The sequence below is a fragment of the Pseudomonas sp. LjRoot71 genome (assembly GCF_964253255.1).
GTDB lineage: Bacteria > Pseudomonadota > Gammaproteobacteria > Pseudomonadales > Pseudomonadaceae > Aquipseudomonas.
Genome location: NZ_CAXURA020000001.1, coordinates 1,393,950 through 1,407,367, shown reverse-complemented (window position 1 = coordinate 1,407,367; position 13,418 = coordinate 1,393,950). Strand labels below are relative to the sequence as shown.

16 protein-coding genes are annotated in these 13,418 nt (G+C 67.7%); 3 read left to right on the top strand and 13 right to left on the bottom strand.

Annotated features, from left to right (window positions below; all coding sequences use genetic code 11):
• Positions 1-127 precede the first annotated feature (127 nt).
• On the top strand, positions 128-832 hold the full coding sequence (locus ACSQ17_RS06705) for a TetR/AcrR family transcriptional regulator (protein ID WP_031656921.1): 705 nt from the start codon (positions 128-130) through the stop codon (positions 830-832).
• 42 nt (positions 833-874) lie between these two features.
• Here ACSQ17_RS06705 and ACSQ17_RS06700 read toward each other — a convergent pair whose 3' ends face one another.
• The 10 genes from ACSQ17_RS06700 to ACSQ17_RS06655 form a co-directional block, all read right to left on the bottom strand.
• Positions 875-2,857, bottom strand: coding sequence for a relaxase/mobilization nuclease domain-containing protein (locus ACSQ17_RS06700; protein WP_031656922.1), 1,983 nt, complete (start codon positions 2,855-2,857; stop codon positions 875-877).
• Between the two features lie 424 nt (positions 2,858-3,281).
• On the bottom strand, positions 3,282-3,857 hold the full coding sequence (locus tag ACSQ17_RS06695; protein WP_023123540.1) for a S26 family signal peptidase: 576 nt from the start codon (positions 3,855-3,857) through the stop codon (positions 3,282-3,284).
• A complete protein-coding gene (locus ACSQ17_RS06690) occupies positions 3,854-4,417 on the bottom strand; it encodes a DUF2840 domain-containing protein (RefSeq protein WP_023123541.1) in 564 nt (187 codons plus the stop codon). The genes ACSQ17_RS06695 and ACSQ17_RS06690 overlap by 4 nt, the downstream gene beginning before the upstream one ends.
• Positions 4,414-4,698: a hypothetical protein gene (locus tag ACSQ17_RS06685; RefSeq protein ID WP_023101676.1), complete on the bottom strand. Its 285-nt coding sequence runs from the start codon at positions 4,696-4,698 to the stop codon at positions 4,414-4,416. Before ACSQ17_RS06685 ends, ACSQ17_RS06690 begins: the two co-directional genes overlap by 4 nt.
• Positions 4,695-5,333 (bottom strand): ParA family partition ATPase, encoded by a 639-nt coding sequence (parA, locus tag ACSQ17_RS06680; protein ID WP_016452353.1) that lies wholly within the window; start codon positions 5,331-5,333, stop codon positions 4,695-4,697. Before parA ends, ACSQ17_RS06685 begins: the two co-directional genes overlap by 4 nt.
• A 253-nt stretch (positions 5,334-5,586) precedes the next feature.
• Positions 5,587-6,444 carry a replication initiator protein A gene (locus tag ACSQ17_RS06675; RefSeq protein WP_023101678.1) on the bottom strand — a complete coding sequence of 286 codons (858 nt, stop codon included), beginning with the start codon at positions 6,442-6,444 and terminating at the stop codon, positions 5,587-5,589.
• Between the two features lie 26 nt (positions 6,445-6,470).
• The gene (locus ACSQ17_RS06670) at positions 6,471-6,737 is read right to left on the bottom strand and encodes a helix-turn-helix domain-containing protein (protein WP_020228437.1); all 267 of its coding nucleotides are present in this window, start codon (positions 6,735-6,737) and stop codon (positions 6,471-6,473) included.
• Positions 6,738-6,863: 126 nt separating this feature from the next.
• Positions 6,864-7,634: a DUF7011 domain-containing protein gene (locus ACSQ17_RS06665; RefSeq protein ID WP_023101679.1), complete on the bottom strand. Its 771-nt coding sequence runs from the start codon at positions 7,632-7,634 to the stop codon at positions 6,864-6,866.
• A gap of 54 nt (positions 7,635-7,688) precedes the next feature.
• Positions 7,689-7,868 (bottom strand): hypothetical protein, encoded by a 180-nt coding sequence (locus tag ACSQ17_RS06660; protein ID WP_071560086.1) that lies wholly within the window; start codon positions 7,866-7,868, stop codon positions 7,689-7,691.
• 109 nt (positions 7,869-7,977) lie between these two features.
• Positions 7,978-8,328 carry a DUF2958 domain-containing protein gene (locus tag ACSQ17_RS06655; protein WP_023101680.1) on the bottom strand — a complete coding sequence of 117 codons (351 nt, stop codon included), beginning with the start codon at positions 8,326-8,328 and terminating at the stop codon, positions 7,978-7,980.
• 242 nt (positions 8,329-8,570) lie between these two features.
• Here ACSQ17_RS06655 and ACSQ17_RS06650 point away from each other — a divergent pair, with 242 nt between their 5' ends.
• Positions 8,571-8,867 carry a helix-turn-helix domain-containing protein gene (locus ACSQ17_RS06650; protein ID WP_023101681.1) on the top strand — a complete coding sequence of 99 codons (297 nt, stop codon included), beginning with the start codon at positions 8,571-8,573 and terminating at the stop codon, positions 8,865-8,867.
• Between the two features lie 358 nt (positions 8,868-9,225).
• On the opposite strand, the gene ACSQ17_RS06645 is transcribed toward ACSQ17_RS06650, so the two are convergent.
• Entirely contained in the window at positions 9,226-9,540 is a 315-nt protein-coding gene (locus tag ACSQ17_RS06645) for a DUF736 domain-containing protein (RefSeq protein WP_023101682.1), read from the bottom strand.
• Between the two features lie 826 nt (positions 9,541-10,366).
• Here ACSQ17_RS06645 and ACSQ17_RS06640 point away from each other — a divergent pair.
• A complete protein-coding gene (locus ACSQ17_RS06640) occupies positions 10,367-10,885 on the top strand; it encodes a GNAT family N-acetyltransferase (RefSeq protein ID WP_023101683.1) in 519 nt (172 codons plus the stop codon).
• Between the two features lie 128 nt (positions 10,886-11,013).
• On the opposite strand, the gene ACSQ17_RS06635 is transcribed toward ACSQ17_RS06640, so the two are convergent.
• Both ACSQ17_RS06635 and ACSQ17_RS06630 read right to left on the bottom strand, forming a co-directional pair.
• Entirely contained in the window at positions 11,014-11,223 is a 210-nt protein-coding gene (locus tag ACSQ17_RS06635; RefSeq protein ID WP_023101684.1) for a hypothetical protein, read from the bottom strand.
• Between the two features lie 63 nt (positions 11,224-11,286).
• Positions 11,287-13,353: a ParB/RepB/Spo0J family partition protein gene (locus ACSQ17_RS06630; protein ID WP_023123543.1), complete on the bottom strand. Its 2,067-nt coding sequence runs from the start codon at positions 13,351-13,353 to the stop codon at positions 11,287-11,289.
• Positions 13,354-13,418: the final 65 nt, after the last annotated feature.

The following is a 13,418-nucleotide window of genomic DNA, read 5'->3' as shown; positions in this document are numbered from 1 at the left end:
GGGGGCGTGTAAGGGCGCGCTGGCCTGCGCCCGCTTGGTATGAGCGCGAGCATACACTAAAGTTAAATTGAATTTAAAGTTCAGTTCAAGCACAATCAGCCCGCCCACCCCGGTCACAGAACTAGCTATGACCAAACCGCGCCGCAGCCCCCGTACCGATGGCGAGCTGACCCGTACCCGCATCATGGAAGCCGCAGGATCGTTGTTCGCGGCCACCGGGTACGCTGAAACCACCAGCAAAGCCATCGCTGCGAAAGCCGGCGTGGACCTCGCTTCGATCAACTATCACTTTGGCAGTCGCCGCGGCCTCTATCAGGCCGTTCTTGTCGAAGGTCACCGGCGGATCATCAGCTTCGACGATCTGCAACAAGTCGTCGAAGGCGCGCTGCCCGCGCGTGAGAAGCTGAAATGGTGCATCGACAGACTGACCGAAGCCACGATAGGAAACGACGGCTGGCACGCACGGCTCTTTGCACGCGAGTTGCTAGCGCCGTCGTCGAATCTTCAGGTTCTATACCAAGAGGATCTGGAACCGAAGTTCACCTTCATCAGGCGCGTCATCGGCGAGGTCACTGGCATTCCTGAAAGCGACCCAGCATTGCTTCGCTGCATGATCAGCATTGCGGCTCCCTGCTTGATGCTGCTGGTCGCAGGCAATGGCGGACTACCAGGCCCCCCGCAGCAGGTGCTACGGATGCCAAGGCAAGAACTGACGTCACACCTGCACAAGTTCGCTCTTGCAGGGCTGGAGGCGATTGGCCGGGAATATGCTGAGAGTACGCCGAAGGGGCGCAAATCACCCTCGAAGCGACGCAGGGCTAGCGAGACGTGAGTGTGGGCGGCGCGTGCTTCGTCTACCGCAGGGATGCGACTGTCAGCTCAAGGATTGCCCTCGTTGTCGCCCGATCTCCCATGAAACACTGCCGCCGCGCACAGTCGCTGCAATCTGCTGCCCCAGCCGTTGCTCGATCACTGGCTTCCACGGCACCAGGCTGAACCCCTTGCCGTCATCGAGCATCGCGTAGCGCCCGCTGGCGAGCATGACGTTGCGCCGGTAGATGCCGGCCACGCGCTGCCCGTCGCCTACGGGGCGATGCTCCAACCCGGTTTCCGTGGCAATGTCCTTTGCGGCCTGGGCCAGTTCCCGATTGCGCAGAGTCGCCAGCAGATTGCGCGCCAGGATCACGCGCGGGCCGCGCTTCTCGGCCAATCCCTGTTCGGCGAGGAAGTCGGCGCGCTGTTGCAGCGCCTGTCGGGCTTCGCCGCCGAAGCCCAGCTCGCCCAGGCCCTTGCCGCCGCCGATCAACTGCTGATCCAGCCAGGTCGCGCCGATCACGCGGGCCTGCCGCTCGATGGGCAGGTGCGATTTCAGCTCCACAGCCACGCCGCCGAGGCGCTGTGCGTCGTACAGGCGACCGCGCTCGGCCAGGTTGTCCGGCACTTTCCATAGCCCCTCAGCCACGCGCTCCACGATGCCGGCCCGACGCAGGGCTTCGAGCCGGCGGACGTGGGCCGCGACGACTTCCTGCGGATCTCGGCCGGGAACGGCCTGACCTTGCGCGATGGCGAGGTGGTGATCGGTGCGGTACAGGCCATCGCTCGCCAGCGCAGCGATGTTGCGGTCGGCCGCGCGCACGTCGGCCGATCCCTTCACCTCCACCACGGCGCCGGTCTGGTAGTTCGCCAGCTCGTCGCGGACGTTGAGCGCGACGTAGTGGGCCTTGCCGTCCACCCCGTCGATGACCAGATAGCCCCGATCACGCAGCTCGTCGGCCAGCCCCTTCGCGGCCACGCGGCCGATGACGGTACGGCCATCGTCGCTCGGCTCGAACACCGCCAGCTCGCGCAGCTCGCCGCGCATGGCCCGCTGCATCGTGCGGATGATGTCGCCGCGCTCGCCCAGGGCGCGCAAGGTCTTCTCTGCATCTGTATGAATGGCCCAGGTTCCGGGCTGCATTTCGTCGGCCAGGCCCATGCGCTGCAAGCGTTGCAGTCGGCCGACCAATAGCAGGCGTTGGCGTTGCAGCTTCGGTTCGTTGAAGCGTTCGATCTGCACTCGGCCGTCCTCGCCGGCCTCGCGTTGCAGGGTGCGATCCAAGCTCGTCCACCGCTCTTGCTCTACCTCGCGCTGCAAGGTCTGCTGTATCTCCAACTCGGTGCGCGGCCCCAGCCATTCGGTCGCCAGCTCGGCGGCGCGATGGCGAAAGCCGTGCGCGATGTAGTCGCCGGCGATGATGAGGTCTTTGCCGGTGTCGTCACGCCCGCGCACGATCAGGTGAGTGTGCGGGTTATCGGTGTTCCAGTGATCCACCGCCACCCAATCCAGGCGCGTGCCCAGGTCGGCCTCCATGCGGCCCATCAGGTGCCGGGTGTAGGTGCGCAGGTCTTCCAGCTCCTCGCCATCCTCGGGCGAGAGGATGAAGCGAAAATGGTGCCGATCGTCGGCGCAGCGTTCCTTGAACGCATCGAGGTCGGCTTCGTCGGTCTGCGTCCCGTAGGCTTGGCCCGGCTCGCCATCGCGGCCCACGCCATCGCGCTCGATGTAGCGCAGGTGCTTGGCGAGCGACTGCGGGCTGGCCTGGCGCTGGTTGACCAGCAGCGTCTTGATGGTCACGCGCCGCGACATGGGCGTCAGCTTCGCGCCCGCGAAGCGCGCCGCCGTGTGGCCGCGTCCCAGGCGCGAGCCGGGGCGCTGGCCAGCGCGTGCGCCGCTGCCGCTGGCTGCGGGACGGCGCACCGAGGACTTGCCGCTGCTGGCCTTGCCCGCCTGCTTGAGCACCTTGGAGATGAAGCCCTGGCCCCGGTTCTTCGGGGCGCTGGGGCGGATGCGGAAATCGTCATCGCGGCGGTCGGTCATGGCTGTGCTCCCTGCAAGCGCCAGCGTGTCCGGTCGTGCGAAGCACGCGGACATGCCTGGATTGGCGCGGGCTTCGCGCCCCACGCGGCACGGCGGCGAAGCCGCTGCGTGCCGCGCCACCCCCATGTGCAGACAGGCTTTCGACGCGGCCCGGTGCCGCGTCCTTTTGTCTTGCCTTCCGCCTTTGCCCCTCGCTGACGCTCCGGGCAGCGGCGGCCCGGCGGCGCTGCTGCGCGAGCAGCCAGCGCGCCGGCGAACGCGGCGACGGCCGCAGGCCGGCAGCGTTCGAGGCAAGACGCCTGCACATGGGAAGGCGGCGCGAAGCGCGGCGCGGATGCGCTCGCACTGCACGCGCGATGACACGCGGAACACCACGGGATCGACACGCCTGATAGCACGATGATGCGCAGCGAATCGGCGGCGATCATGGGCGCTTCTCCAGCCAGACCGGGTGCGCGACGCCGATCACGGCGGATGCGGCAACCGGCCCGAAATACCGGCTGTCGAACGACGACGGGTTGGTCACGCTCAACAGGAAAAGCTCGCCGGGTTCAAGGCGGCGGCACTGCTGCCAGGATGGCAGCGGGCGGCCCCAGCGGTCGGCGAGCAGCGCGGCGGCCAAAGGCACGCCGTCGATGCGGACGATGCCGCCAGCGATGCACACCTCCTGCGGCGCGACGGCACCCACGCGCTTGAGCAACGGCACGCGCGCCGGCAGGTAGCCGCGCTGCGCGGCCAGCGCGGCGGCGTCTGGCGGCAGCGTGGTCAGCACGATGGAGCCGACGCGCGGCGCATCGGGTGGTGCGATGCGATACCAGCCCACCGGAACGCTGTCGGACGGGTTGTAGATCAGGCGCGGCATCGGATGCACGAAGGACGCCCAGGCGAGCGCAGCGAGGCCGCAGGCGGCGAAGCCCGCGAGCACGATGCGAGCGCGCAGGCGCGAGCGAGGACGCGGTGCCTTTCCAGTGGTGTTGGCGCCAGTGGAAACGGCGGTCATGGCAGCACCCTCCCGGCTAACCAGGCGGCGTGCCGCTCGGCGGTGTACTCGGGCAGCGGCAGGCGCGCGGCGAGCCGGTTGGCGAGCGTGCGCCAGTACGCAGGCGAGACGGCGATGGGCGCGATGCCCAGCGCCTCGATGGCGTCGATGCGTTCCAGCACGGCGCGCACTTGCCCGTCGCCCTCGGCGTGCAGCAGCAGGCGCGCGCCCGGCTGTACGCCGGGGATGCGCTGCGCCGCGTCCAGCGGCGTGCAGGCTTGCATCACCATGAGCTGCCAGCGCACGGTGCCGTAGTCGTTGGCCTGCCAGCGGATGCGGCAGAACACCGCGCCCGGCAGGAACACCGCGCTGCGCCGCCAGCGGTCGAGCTGGTGCGTGCACGCGGGTTCGCCGAAGCGCAGGTAGAGCTTGAAACGGGCCTCGATGTAGGCCAGCGCCACGCGCGTCAGCGGCGCGCTGGCTGGCTGGCCGGAAGGTGCGATGAATGATGGCTGTGGCGCAGCCGTGGCCGTGGCCGCGACAGCGGCAGGCGCGGCGGCTAGTGCAGTGGATGCAGTCATGGTGTGTTCTCCCTGCGGTTCTCGGGAAACTCCCGTTCCAGCAGGCCGCGCAGCAGGTCGGCCACGGTCACGCCTTGCGTGAAGGCAGAGACCTTGATGCGCGCCCGCATGGCGGGCGTGATGTCGAGGGTGAGGCGGGCCGTGTAGAGGTCGCCCTTGCCCAGCGCGTCGGCGTCGCCCTGGCGAATCCACGCCTCGGCGTGCGGATTCGCAGGTGGACGCGCGCCGATGCCGACGCGCTTTGCTGCGCGCTTGCTGTTCGGTGGTGGCTTCGCGGTCATGTCGTCCACCGCAGCAGTTCGTCCACGAGCGCGGTGATTTCGCGCGCGGCGGCGCTGTCCGGCGCCGTCTCGCGTGCAAGCCGGCCAGCGGCCACGCTGTCGGCGAACACGATGCGCTGATGCACTTCCGCGCGCAGCGCAGGAAGCGGCTGATCGGCGAGCGCCTGGCGCGCTTCGCGCCCGATCACGGTGGTACTGACACGCCGGTTGATGACGAAGGCCGCGCGCAGCGCAGGCCGAAAGACTTGCGCCTCGCGGATCAGCGCCACCATCTCGGCGCTGGCCCACAGGTCGTAGGGGCTGGGCTGCACCGGGATCAGCACGCGCTCGGCCGCCAGCAGCGCGGAGCGCGCCAAGGCGGCGATGCGCGGCGGGCCGTCGATGACAACGTGATCGGCGCGGCGTGCCAGCTCCGGGGCTTCCTGATGCAGCGTTTCGCGTGCGAGGCCCACGGCGCTGAAAAGCCGTGGCAAGCCTTGCTGGCTTCTGCGCTGTGTCCAGTCGAGCGATGACCCCTGCGGGTCGGCGTCCAGCAGCACGACGTGCTGGCCGCGCATTGCCAGTTCGCCGGCAATGTGGGTGGCGAGCGTGGTCTTGCCCACGCCGCCTTTCTGGTTGAGCAGCGCGACGATCATGGCCTGGCCCTTCGTGTTGGAAAGCCTGGCTGTTCCTGCTGCGTTGGTGGCCGCGTGGCGGTTGTCCACCGCAGCGGCGTTTCCCTACTACAAGTTAGAGAAATTAAGTTAGGGAAGTTAGAGGGCGCGCAAACCCAGTGCTGGCGCGGGTTTGCGGCCGATTGGCACGCCTGATAGCACGATAGTCCCACGCCTGATAGCACGATACCCCGCACGCCTGATAGCACGACACTATTCACAGGCTCTCCCGGAGTTATCCCCGTGCCGTATGCGGCACGGGCCGGAAGGTCAGCAGCTCGGCGCCGCTGTCCGGCATCCGCTCGATGCCCAGGACGTAGCCGGGCAGCGACTGCCGCGCGACGAGCGCGCGCAAGTCGCAGGCGAAGTCGTAGGGCTTGGCGGTGCTGCCGGATTTCTGGTGCAGGTAGCGGAAGTCGAATTGCCAGCCGTATGCCTGCTTGCCGCCGTGCTTGCGCACCAGGCGGTACAGCCACCGCTCGATGCCGCCGGTCAGCCGGAAATACGCCGGGTCGATGGTCAGCACCAGGGCCGCATTCAGCACGCCCGTATAGAACCAGTCCGGCAAGATCAGCTCGATGCCCAACGGCGTGCCGCTGGCATCGGCCAGTTCCTTCCATTCGTTGATCCACGAGAAGCGGTGCAAACGCCGCCCGGTTGTCTCGCGGATGGACGTGGCCACCGTGGTCGATTGCAGGCGATCCAAGGCCGCTTTGAGGCGCTGGTAGTCGCGCAGCGACTTGCCGCGCCCGACGAAGCGCAGGATCTCGTAGGGCGTCGCGCGGATCAGCCGTGATGGCCGCAGGCCCGCATCCTTCGCCTCCACGATCTGCGAGGCCGCCCAAATCAGCACGTCGGCATCCCAAATCGTGGCGATGCCATGCTCCTGCGTGCCTTCCACGCGGATCGTGACGTTGCCCGCCCGGAAGTCGATGGGCTTGACCCGCTTGGACTTGGCGAGCGAGAAGAACGGATAGGCCATCAAGTCCTGGCTGTCGCGCGGTGCCATGTCGCCCGGCAAGGCGCGGAACAGGTCGAGCTGTTCGCGTTCTTGCGGGGGCCGCTGCCGGAATGGCAGCGCGGAGATGGACATGGCTGTGGCCTGGCGCGCGCCAGCGATCAGCGCGCACGGCTGTCCGCCGAGTGGTGCTCGGCGTACTCGGGATCGGAAGTCGTCTCGAAGCTGCGGTCGGCCGCCCAGGCGTCGAGGTCGGCCACGGCGTACATGACGCGCCGGCCGAACTTGCGAAAGCGCGGGCCGCCGCCGATCACGCGCTGCTTTTCCAGCGTGCGCGGCGACAAGCGCAGGTACTCGGCGGCTTCGTCGTTGGTGAGGTAACGCTGCGGCTGCGCGGCAGCGGTCGAGACAGTGGCGGCAGGCCGCAAGGGAGCTGGTCGCATGGGATGAACCTCCATCAAGCCCGGCCACACCACGCAGCCGGATGAAGGCACTTTCAAGAAAGCGAGGCTTCTTGCTAAGGGACGAATTGCAGGGGCTGCGAAACGTCCCCCCTACTGCAACGGCAGTGGCGGAAGCTGTGCCAGGCGGCGATAGCCGCCGCGCATCAGCGCATCGCCACGGCGCACCAGCCGACGCACGCGGGCGCGCAAGGCGCCGTCCTTGTGCCAGTCGCCCGCGACGGTATCGGCGCCGAACAGCCCTTCGGCCACTTCGCGCAAGGACGCGCCCGCCAGGGTCGCGTCGAGCGCCTGCAAGGTGTGCAGCTCCAGCAGTGCGGCAGGCGTGGGCCGCGAACGGGCCGCCGCCGCAGGCGCGGCAACCGTGGCGGCAGCCAGGGCGTCGAGTTCCGCCGCGAGCGTGCGATAGCGCGTGCAGGGCGTGGCGCAGGCACGAGTGGCGTAGAGGTAGGCCACACCGTCCTCCAGGCCCGGCGCGAGCGCGAGCCGCAGGCAGCAGCCGGGCCAATGCGCCACCAGCACCAGGCGCTTGCCATCGTGGATCAGTTGCTTGCGGCCAGGAACGCGCCAGAACTCGAAGGCATGGGCTTCGGGTGGCGGGTCGGCGTCGGGATAGAGCTGCACCACGGCATCGTGGTCAGGGAACCAGGCCGGATGCGCTTCGCGCGCATCCAGGGCTGGGTTTTCCAACAGGCGCAGGCTCCAAGCCTGCGCCGCGTCCGGTCGGCGGCGACGGCGCAGCCAGTCGCGGCGGTAGTCGGGATTCCTGCGCAGGTATTCCCAGGCCAGCGCGGGGCCATCGAGGTGCAGGACGTAGAGATAGGCGGCTGTCGGATACCAGTGGTCGGCGCTGCGATCAGTCATGGCGAAAGCTCCCTGTGCTTGGGATGCGTCGCCACGATTTCCGCGATGCGGGAGCTATCGAAATGCCATCAGGTCATCATCAAAAACGGTTAAGCTGTAACTGTCGGTGTCAAGACCGTTTGGCTCCGGCGTGTTGGGGAAATCGTCTGAATGCGACGGCTGCGCCACCCGGAAATGGTGCGCGGCACCGGATACCGTGCCGCAGCCCGCGCCAAAGATCAGGACTGTTTGCATCAGACTGGCATCGCTTCGGTGCATCAATGCCGATTCAGACCTACCCGGTCTTGACCAAGACTGAAATAGTCACAGTGCGCCCCGGCTGGCCGGGCCGCGCTGGCGTTCATCAGTCCGTGATCGCGTCGTTCTCCTGCGCCAGCCGGACGTACTCCGACAGCGGGCGCACCGCCTGGAAATACCGATCCCGCTGCAACGGCAGCTTGCGCGGCCCGACGATGCCGGCCAGGTCGGACAGCCTGACCGTCCCCAGCGAGGGCATGCCGATGCCGAGGTCGATCAGGCCATAGGCCGTATCGCCATCGGCGGGGTCGAGCGACACCAGCAGCCAGGTCACATGCGCGTCAGGGGTGAACAGGCGCACCACCGGCAGCGGGTCGAGGCGCTGACCAGCGGCGAGCGCCGCGCCGTGGGCCAGCAGCCGGGCGCGTTCATCAGCGGTGACAAGCGGCAAGGTCATGGGCAGAACCCCCACGGAACCGTGCATGCGTGTGGAAGCACGGATGCACAAGCCATCGCATCCGTAGAAGAACGCAAGCGCGGAAGCGCAATTGCAGGAAGCCGGAAAGACACGGATGCGATTCCCCGGTTCTGTGGAAATCCGTAAATGCGGATTTCCGTAAAAGCACGGAACAGCGATTTTTTGGCAATGAGTTAAAGATAACGTGGTTTTAATTGTCCTGCGATTTGACGCTTCTGTCCATGCAGAAGCGCTCCGTCCAACCTGGCCGCCCGGCCGGTGCCACCACCTTCGATGCCGAACTGGCGCAAGCCTTCGGCGCGGCGGTGCGCGCGCTACGGACGGAACGAGGGATCGCGCAGGAATCGCTGGCACACCTGGCCGGCATCGAGCGTTCGCACATGGGCAAGGTCGAGCGCGGCGAACACATGCCCACGCTGGCGCTTATCTTCAAGATCGCCAGCGCGCTCGAATGCAGCACGGCGGTGCTGATGAGCGAGGCTGAAAGCCAGCTCGCAGCAGCAGCGGCCCAGCCGTAGGCGCCGGCCCGGCCGATCCGGCGCAGGCCGGTTCGGCGGCGCTCAAGGGGTGCCAAGCGCAGCGCGGCGGGGATAGCCCGCAGGGCTTTCCCCTGGAGGCAAGCAAAGCGCGCAGCGCCGCAGGCGCGAAGGCGTGAGGGATTGAAGCCGAATGGCCGTGACGACAACGACGGCACGGGGCGCAGCCCGAAAGCCCGGCGGCGCATCGCGCCGACACGCCATGCCCTGACCGACGGCACCAACGCAGCTTCCGCGTATGGAAACGCAACCTGCTATGGATTGCTGCTTGCCGCTGCCAGGTTTGGGGCGAAGAAACAGCGCAGCGCCCCGCCGTGTGGCGGGGCGCTGCGGGCGGCGGTCACGCCGCCTGGGGCTTGCTGCGCGACCAGATCAGGTCGTGCGTGCCGTCCTCGCTTTCGATCAGGCGGGCATAGACCGTGGCTGGGAACGATGGATCGTCGAGGGTCACGGAGATGTACTCCCGCCCGGCCTCGCTGGTCTTCTTCCACGCCGCGCCGATGTCGTGGCTGGCCGCCTGCAAGCGGAAGTCAGGGGCTTTCTCGTTGTCCCCCTTGTCGTTGGGAACCAGCTTGGCCTTGACGTTGAGCGTCAGGGTGCGAAGCGTGCCGGTGAAGCCGTCTTTTTCTGCGGTGAAGGTGCCGATGTTGGCCATGATGTTTTCCTTTCGGTTGAACAAGGTTCGCGCCCATCGCGTCCTTGTTGTGATCCGGCCGGCGGGGGACGGGCTGGCTGCACCGCTTGCGGTCGAAACGCAGTGGAGAGCCGGGAGGCGAAAAGAATTTGCTGCGCGAGGAAGCCGCGCAGCGGCGGGGAAATTGTTTTCGAAGGACGGTTGCAGCCATGAAGCCCGAGGCGCAGCCGCGCCACCGCCAGGATTCACAACGAGACAAGGACGCCTTGGGCCGAACCGCTCCGAAAGGAGATGGGGCCGGCTCGGCATCCCCGCATGAAGGCTGCACCGGCTCGCCCGCTGACGCGGGCCAGGTCAACCCCCCGACGACACGCGAGAACGCCCCTGCCGCACCTTGCGGTGCCGGTCTTGAGGCGTGGCGTGGAAGCTCCATAGCGATGCCGGAAAGGCATACCGTGAACTGGCGTGAACCGTCCTTCGTGACGTGATGGGTACGAACCGCCAGCGTTGAGGACGGCCTGCATTTGCACAACCTGCCGCAGCAAGCGCCAGCGTGTTCGCCAGTGCCGCGCCCATCGCGGTGGGGCGCTGGCCGGGCCGATCCGGCGTAGGCCGGTTCGGCGGTATCAAGGGGTGCCAAGCATCGCGCGGCGGGGATAGCCCGCAGGGCTTTCCCCTGGAGGCAAGCGCAGCGCGCAGCGCCGCAGGCGCGAAGACGTGAGGGATTGAAGCCGAATGGCCGTGACAGCGAAGTCGGCACGGGGCGAAGCCCGCAAAGCCCGGCGGCGCATCGCGCCGACACGCCCAGGCCGTTCTATGCTCTCAGGAAGAAAACCAAGACCAGTCCATGACCCTCCAGCTCCGACACGAAACCCCGGACGACGTTGCCGCCATCGAGGCAGTCACGGTGGCCGCCTTCGCCGATGCACCACATACCAGCCACACCGAGCAATTCATCGTGCGGGCCTTGCGAGCCGCCGGCGAACTGACGCTTTCCATCGTGGCCGAAGAACATGGCCAGGTCGTCGGCCACGTCGCGCTGTCGCCGGTGACGATCACCGATGACCACGGGCGAGAGGCCCAAGGCTGGTACGGCCTGGGGCCAATCTCCGTCCTGCCGCCAAGGCAGGGAAACGGCATCGGTTCGCGCCTGATGGAACAGGCGCTGTCCGAACTGCGAGCCATGCAGGCCGCAGGCTGCGTGCTGCTGGGAGATCCCGCGTATTACGCGCGCTTTGGTTTTGAGGCCCATGCGGGTCTGCAACTGCCGGGCGTACCGCCCGGCTACTTCATGGCGCTGGCTCTGCACGGGCCAGTGCCGGAAGGCGTCGCGCACTACAGCGATGCCTTCAACGCCGCCGCCTGAGCGAGCGCGAAGGCGGCGGCGTTCTGATTCGGCTGTTGGCCTTGAACACCGGGCGCGGCCACCGCCGCGCCCGGATTTGCATTTCACCGCGCCCAGGACGGAACGGCCTGGGCGCGGTGCTGTTCGGGTTATTTCTTCGTCTCGATGAGCCACCATACGGCACGCGGCAAGGCGCGGCCCGTGATGGGGTGAATGTCGGTCAGGTCGGCACGGGCTAACCAGCCCGAGGGCGGGCGGTAGCCGCGCACGTCGCCGTCGCCGTGCCAGCGGCGGGCGCGTACCGCGCCGGGGGCGTAGATCGCCGCCATGCGTAGGCGGCTGGTGGTGGTGTGGGTCATGGGGCGTTCTCCTTCAAGCGAAGCGCCCCGGTTCAAGGCCGGGGCGCTTGCCATCGGCGCAGGTCAAGCGGCCAGCGCCACGGCGGGTTCATCCGCCAGTGCCTCGGCATCCTCCGGGGCGTCATCCTGCGCCTGCGGTTCTGCCTGCGTGGCTTCCTGCGTGCCTTCGGTGGCGAAGATGGCGGGCATCCATCCGGTTCCATCCGCCAGCCGCTCGGCTTCGCTGGCAATGTCGGCCTTCTTCAACTTCGCCAGCCGGGTGACGTGCGACGGTGCGAACTGCTCAACGGCTTCCAGAATCGCGGCCTTCGGCACATGCCGGAAATAACCTTCATTGGATGGCTTCCACCACGCGGCCATGTCCAGCCCCACGGCCTGCGCCAGTTCTTCGCCCGGCTGCTGCCGCGTGGTGCGGGGTGTCACCACGTCCACCGTGACGGCCACGCATACCGCCAGCAGCCGCACCAGTTCGTCTTGCGACTTCGCCAGCAGCGCGGCGAACAGTTCGGCGCTGTCCTCGGGCAAGGCTTCGCCCGCCACCTGTTGCAGTTCGCGCAGCGCCACGGCGGCGGGCGATTCCGGCCAGTCCGGGGCCATGCCTTCCAGCCGGTCTTGCACTTTCAGGCTCACGCCCAGCGGCAGATCGTGGCCGTAGTGGCTTTCCTGCAAAACGGTCTGCACCATGCCATGCACCAGCGCGGCCAGCGCCACTTGCGGATGCCGTGCCACTTCGATTTGCAGCGCGGCGGTGCGATGGGCGCTCAACCGTTGCGCCAGCCGGTCGGACATGGCGGCGGTCTTGGGCTGCCCTTCGCTGTCTCCGTCTTCGCCTTCGTCGTCGTTCACGGCATCCTCGCCGCTGAAACCTTGGCGCAGGCGTTCCAGCGTGCGCAGCGCCTTGGCCTCGGCCTCGCGCAGCAGGCCGCAATGGATGACGGCCTGCCCGTTGCGGTCGATGGTGACGATGGCACCGGCTGCGGCCTTCACGGTCGGGCTGTAGTCCTGCAAGCCATCTTCCAGCGCCTGCAACTGCTCGCCCACGGCTTCGCCTTCTTCCTGCAAGGCATCGGCCTTTTCCTCGTCGTCGACGTCCAGCGCGTCATCCACGGCTGCGGCCAGTTCCTGCATCTTGGCTTGCAGCTTTTCGATGCGCTGCGCTTCGCGCTTGGTCGGTTCGCGCCGCTCCCTCGGCGCACGCTGGAAGGCGTGCAGGTCGGCATGGGTCACGCCCGGCGTGGCATCTACCCATGCCCAGCCTTCGGCCTTCACTTCGGCGGCGATGCCCGCCAGCCGGTCTTGCGCCAGCCTGTCCAGCAACGCAGCATCGGTCAGGTACACGCCCGCGTCACCTTCGGCGAACAGGTCACGGCGCACGCCACCGCCTGCGGCCTCGTAGGTGTCCAGCCCGACGAAGCGCACCAGCGGATGCCGGTAGGCGTCGATTTCCCTTTCGGTGAGGCGGTCGCGCAGCGCGGACGGCTGGCGTTGCCATGTTGGCGCATCGTAGAAGGCGACTTCCTGCGCGGTGTGGTCGTCGGTGATGGCCAGGGCCATCAACTGGTCAAGGCTCACGGCTTCGGCGCGGTAGTCGGCCAGCAGGCGGGGCGATACGTTCGCCAGATTCAAGCGGCGCTGCACCACCAGCGGGGACACGCTGAAATCCGCTGCAATGTCCTCGATGGGTCGGCCTTCGGCCACCAGCGCGGCGAATGCCTCGAACTGGTCTGCCGGGTGCATCGCTTCGCGCTGCACGTTCTCGGTGAGGCTGGCCGTGCGGGCGGTGCCATCGGCCACCAGCAGGCAAGGCACCTCCCATTCCTTGCTGATGCGGTGCTTCTTCGCCAGCAGCTTCAACGCGGCCAGCCTGCGGCCACCGGCCACGACTTCGTAGTGCTCGCCATCGGCGGATGCAATCACGATCAGGTTTTGCAGCAGGCCCACGCGCTGGATGCTCGCGGCCAATTCGGGGATGGACATGCGCGGGGTCTTGCGCACGTTGCGGCCCGTGGGGCGCAGCACCAGCCGCGACAGCGGAACCAGAATCAGGTTCTTGGTCGGGTCGGCGGCTTCCAGCGGGACAGCGGCGGCGGTGTTGACGGCGCGGGCTTCGGTGTAGGTGATGGCGTTCATGGTGGTTCTCCAATCAAGTGAAACAAGGGAATGGAGGGGAAACCGCCCCTCCGGCGGGTGAAACA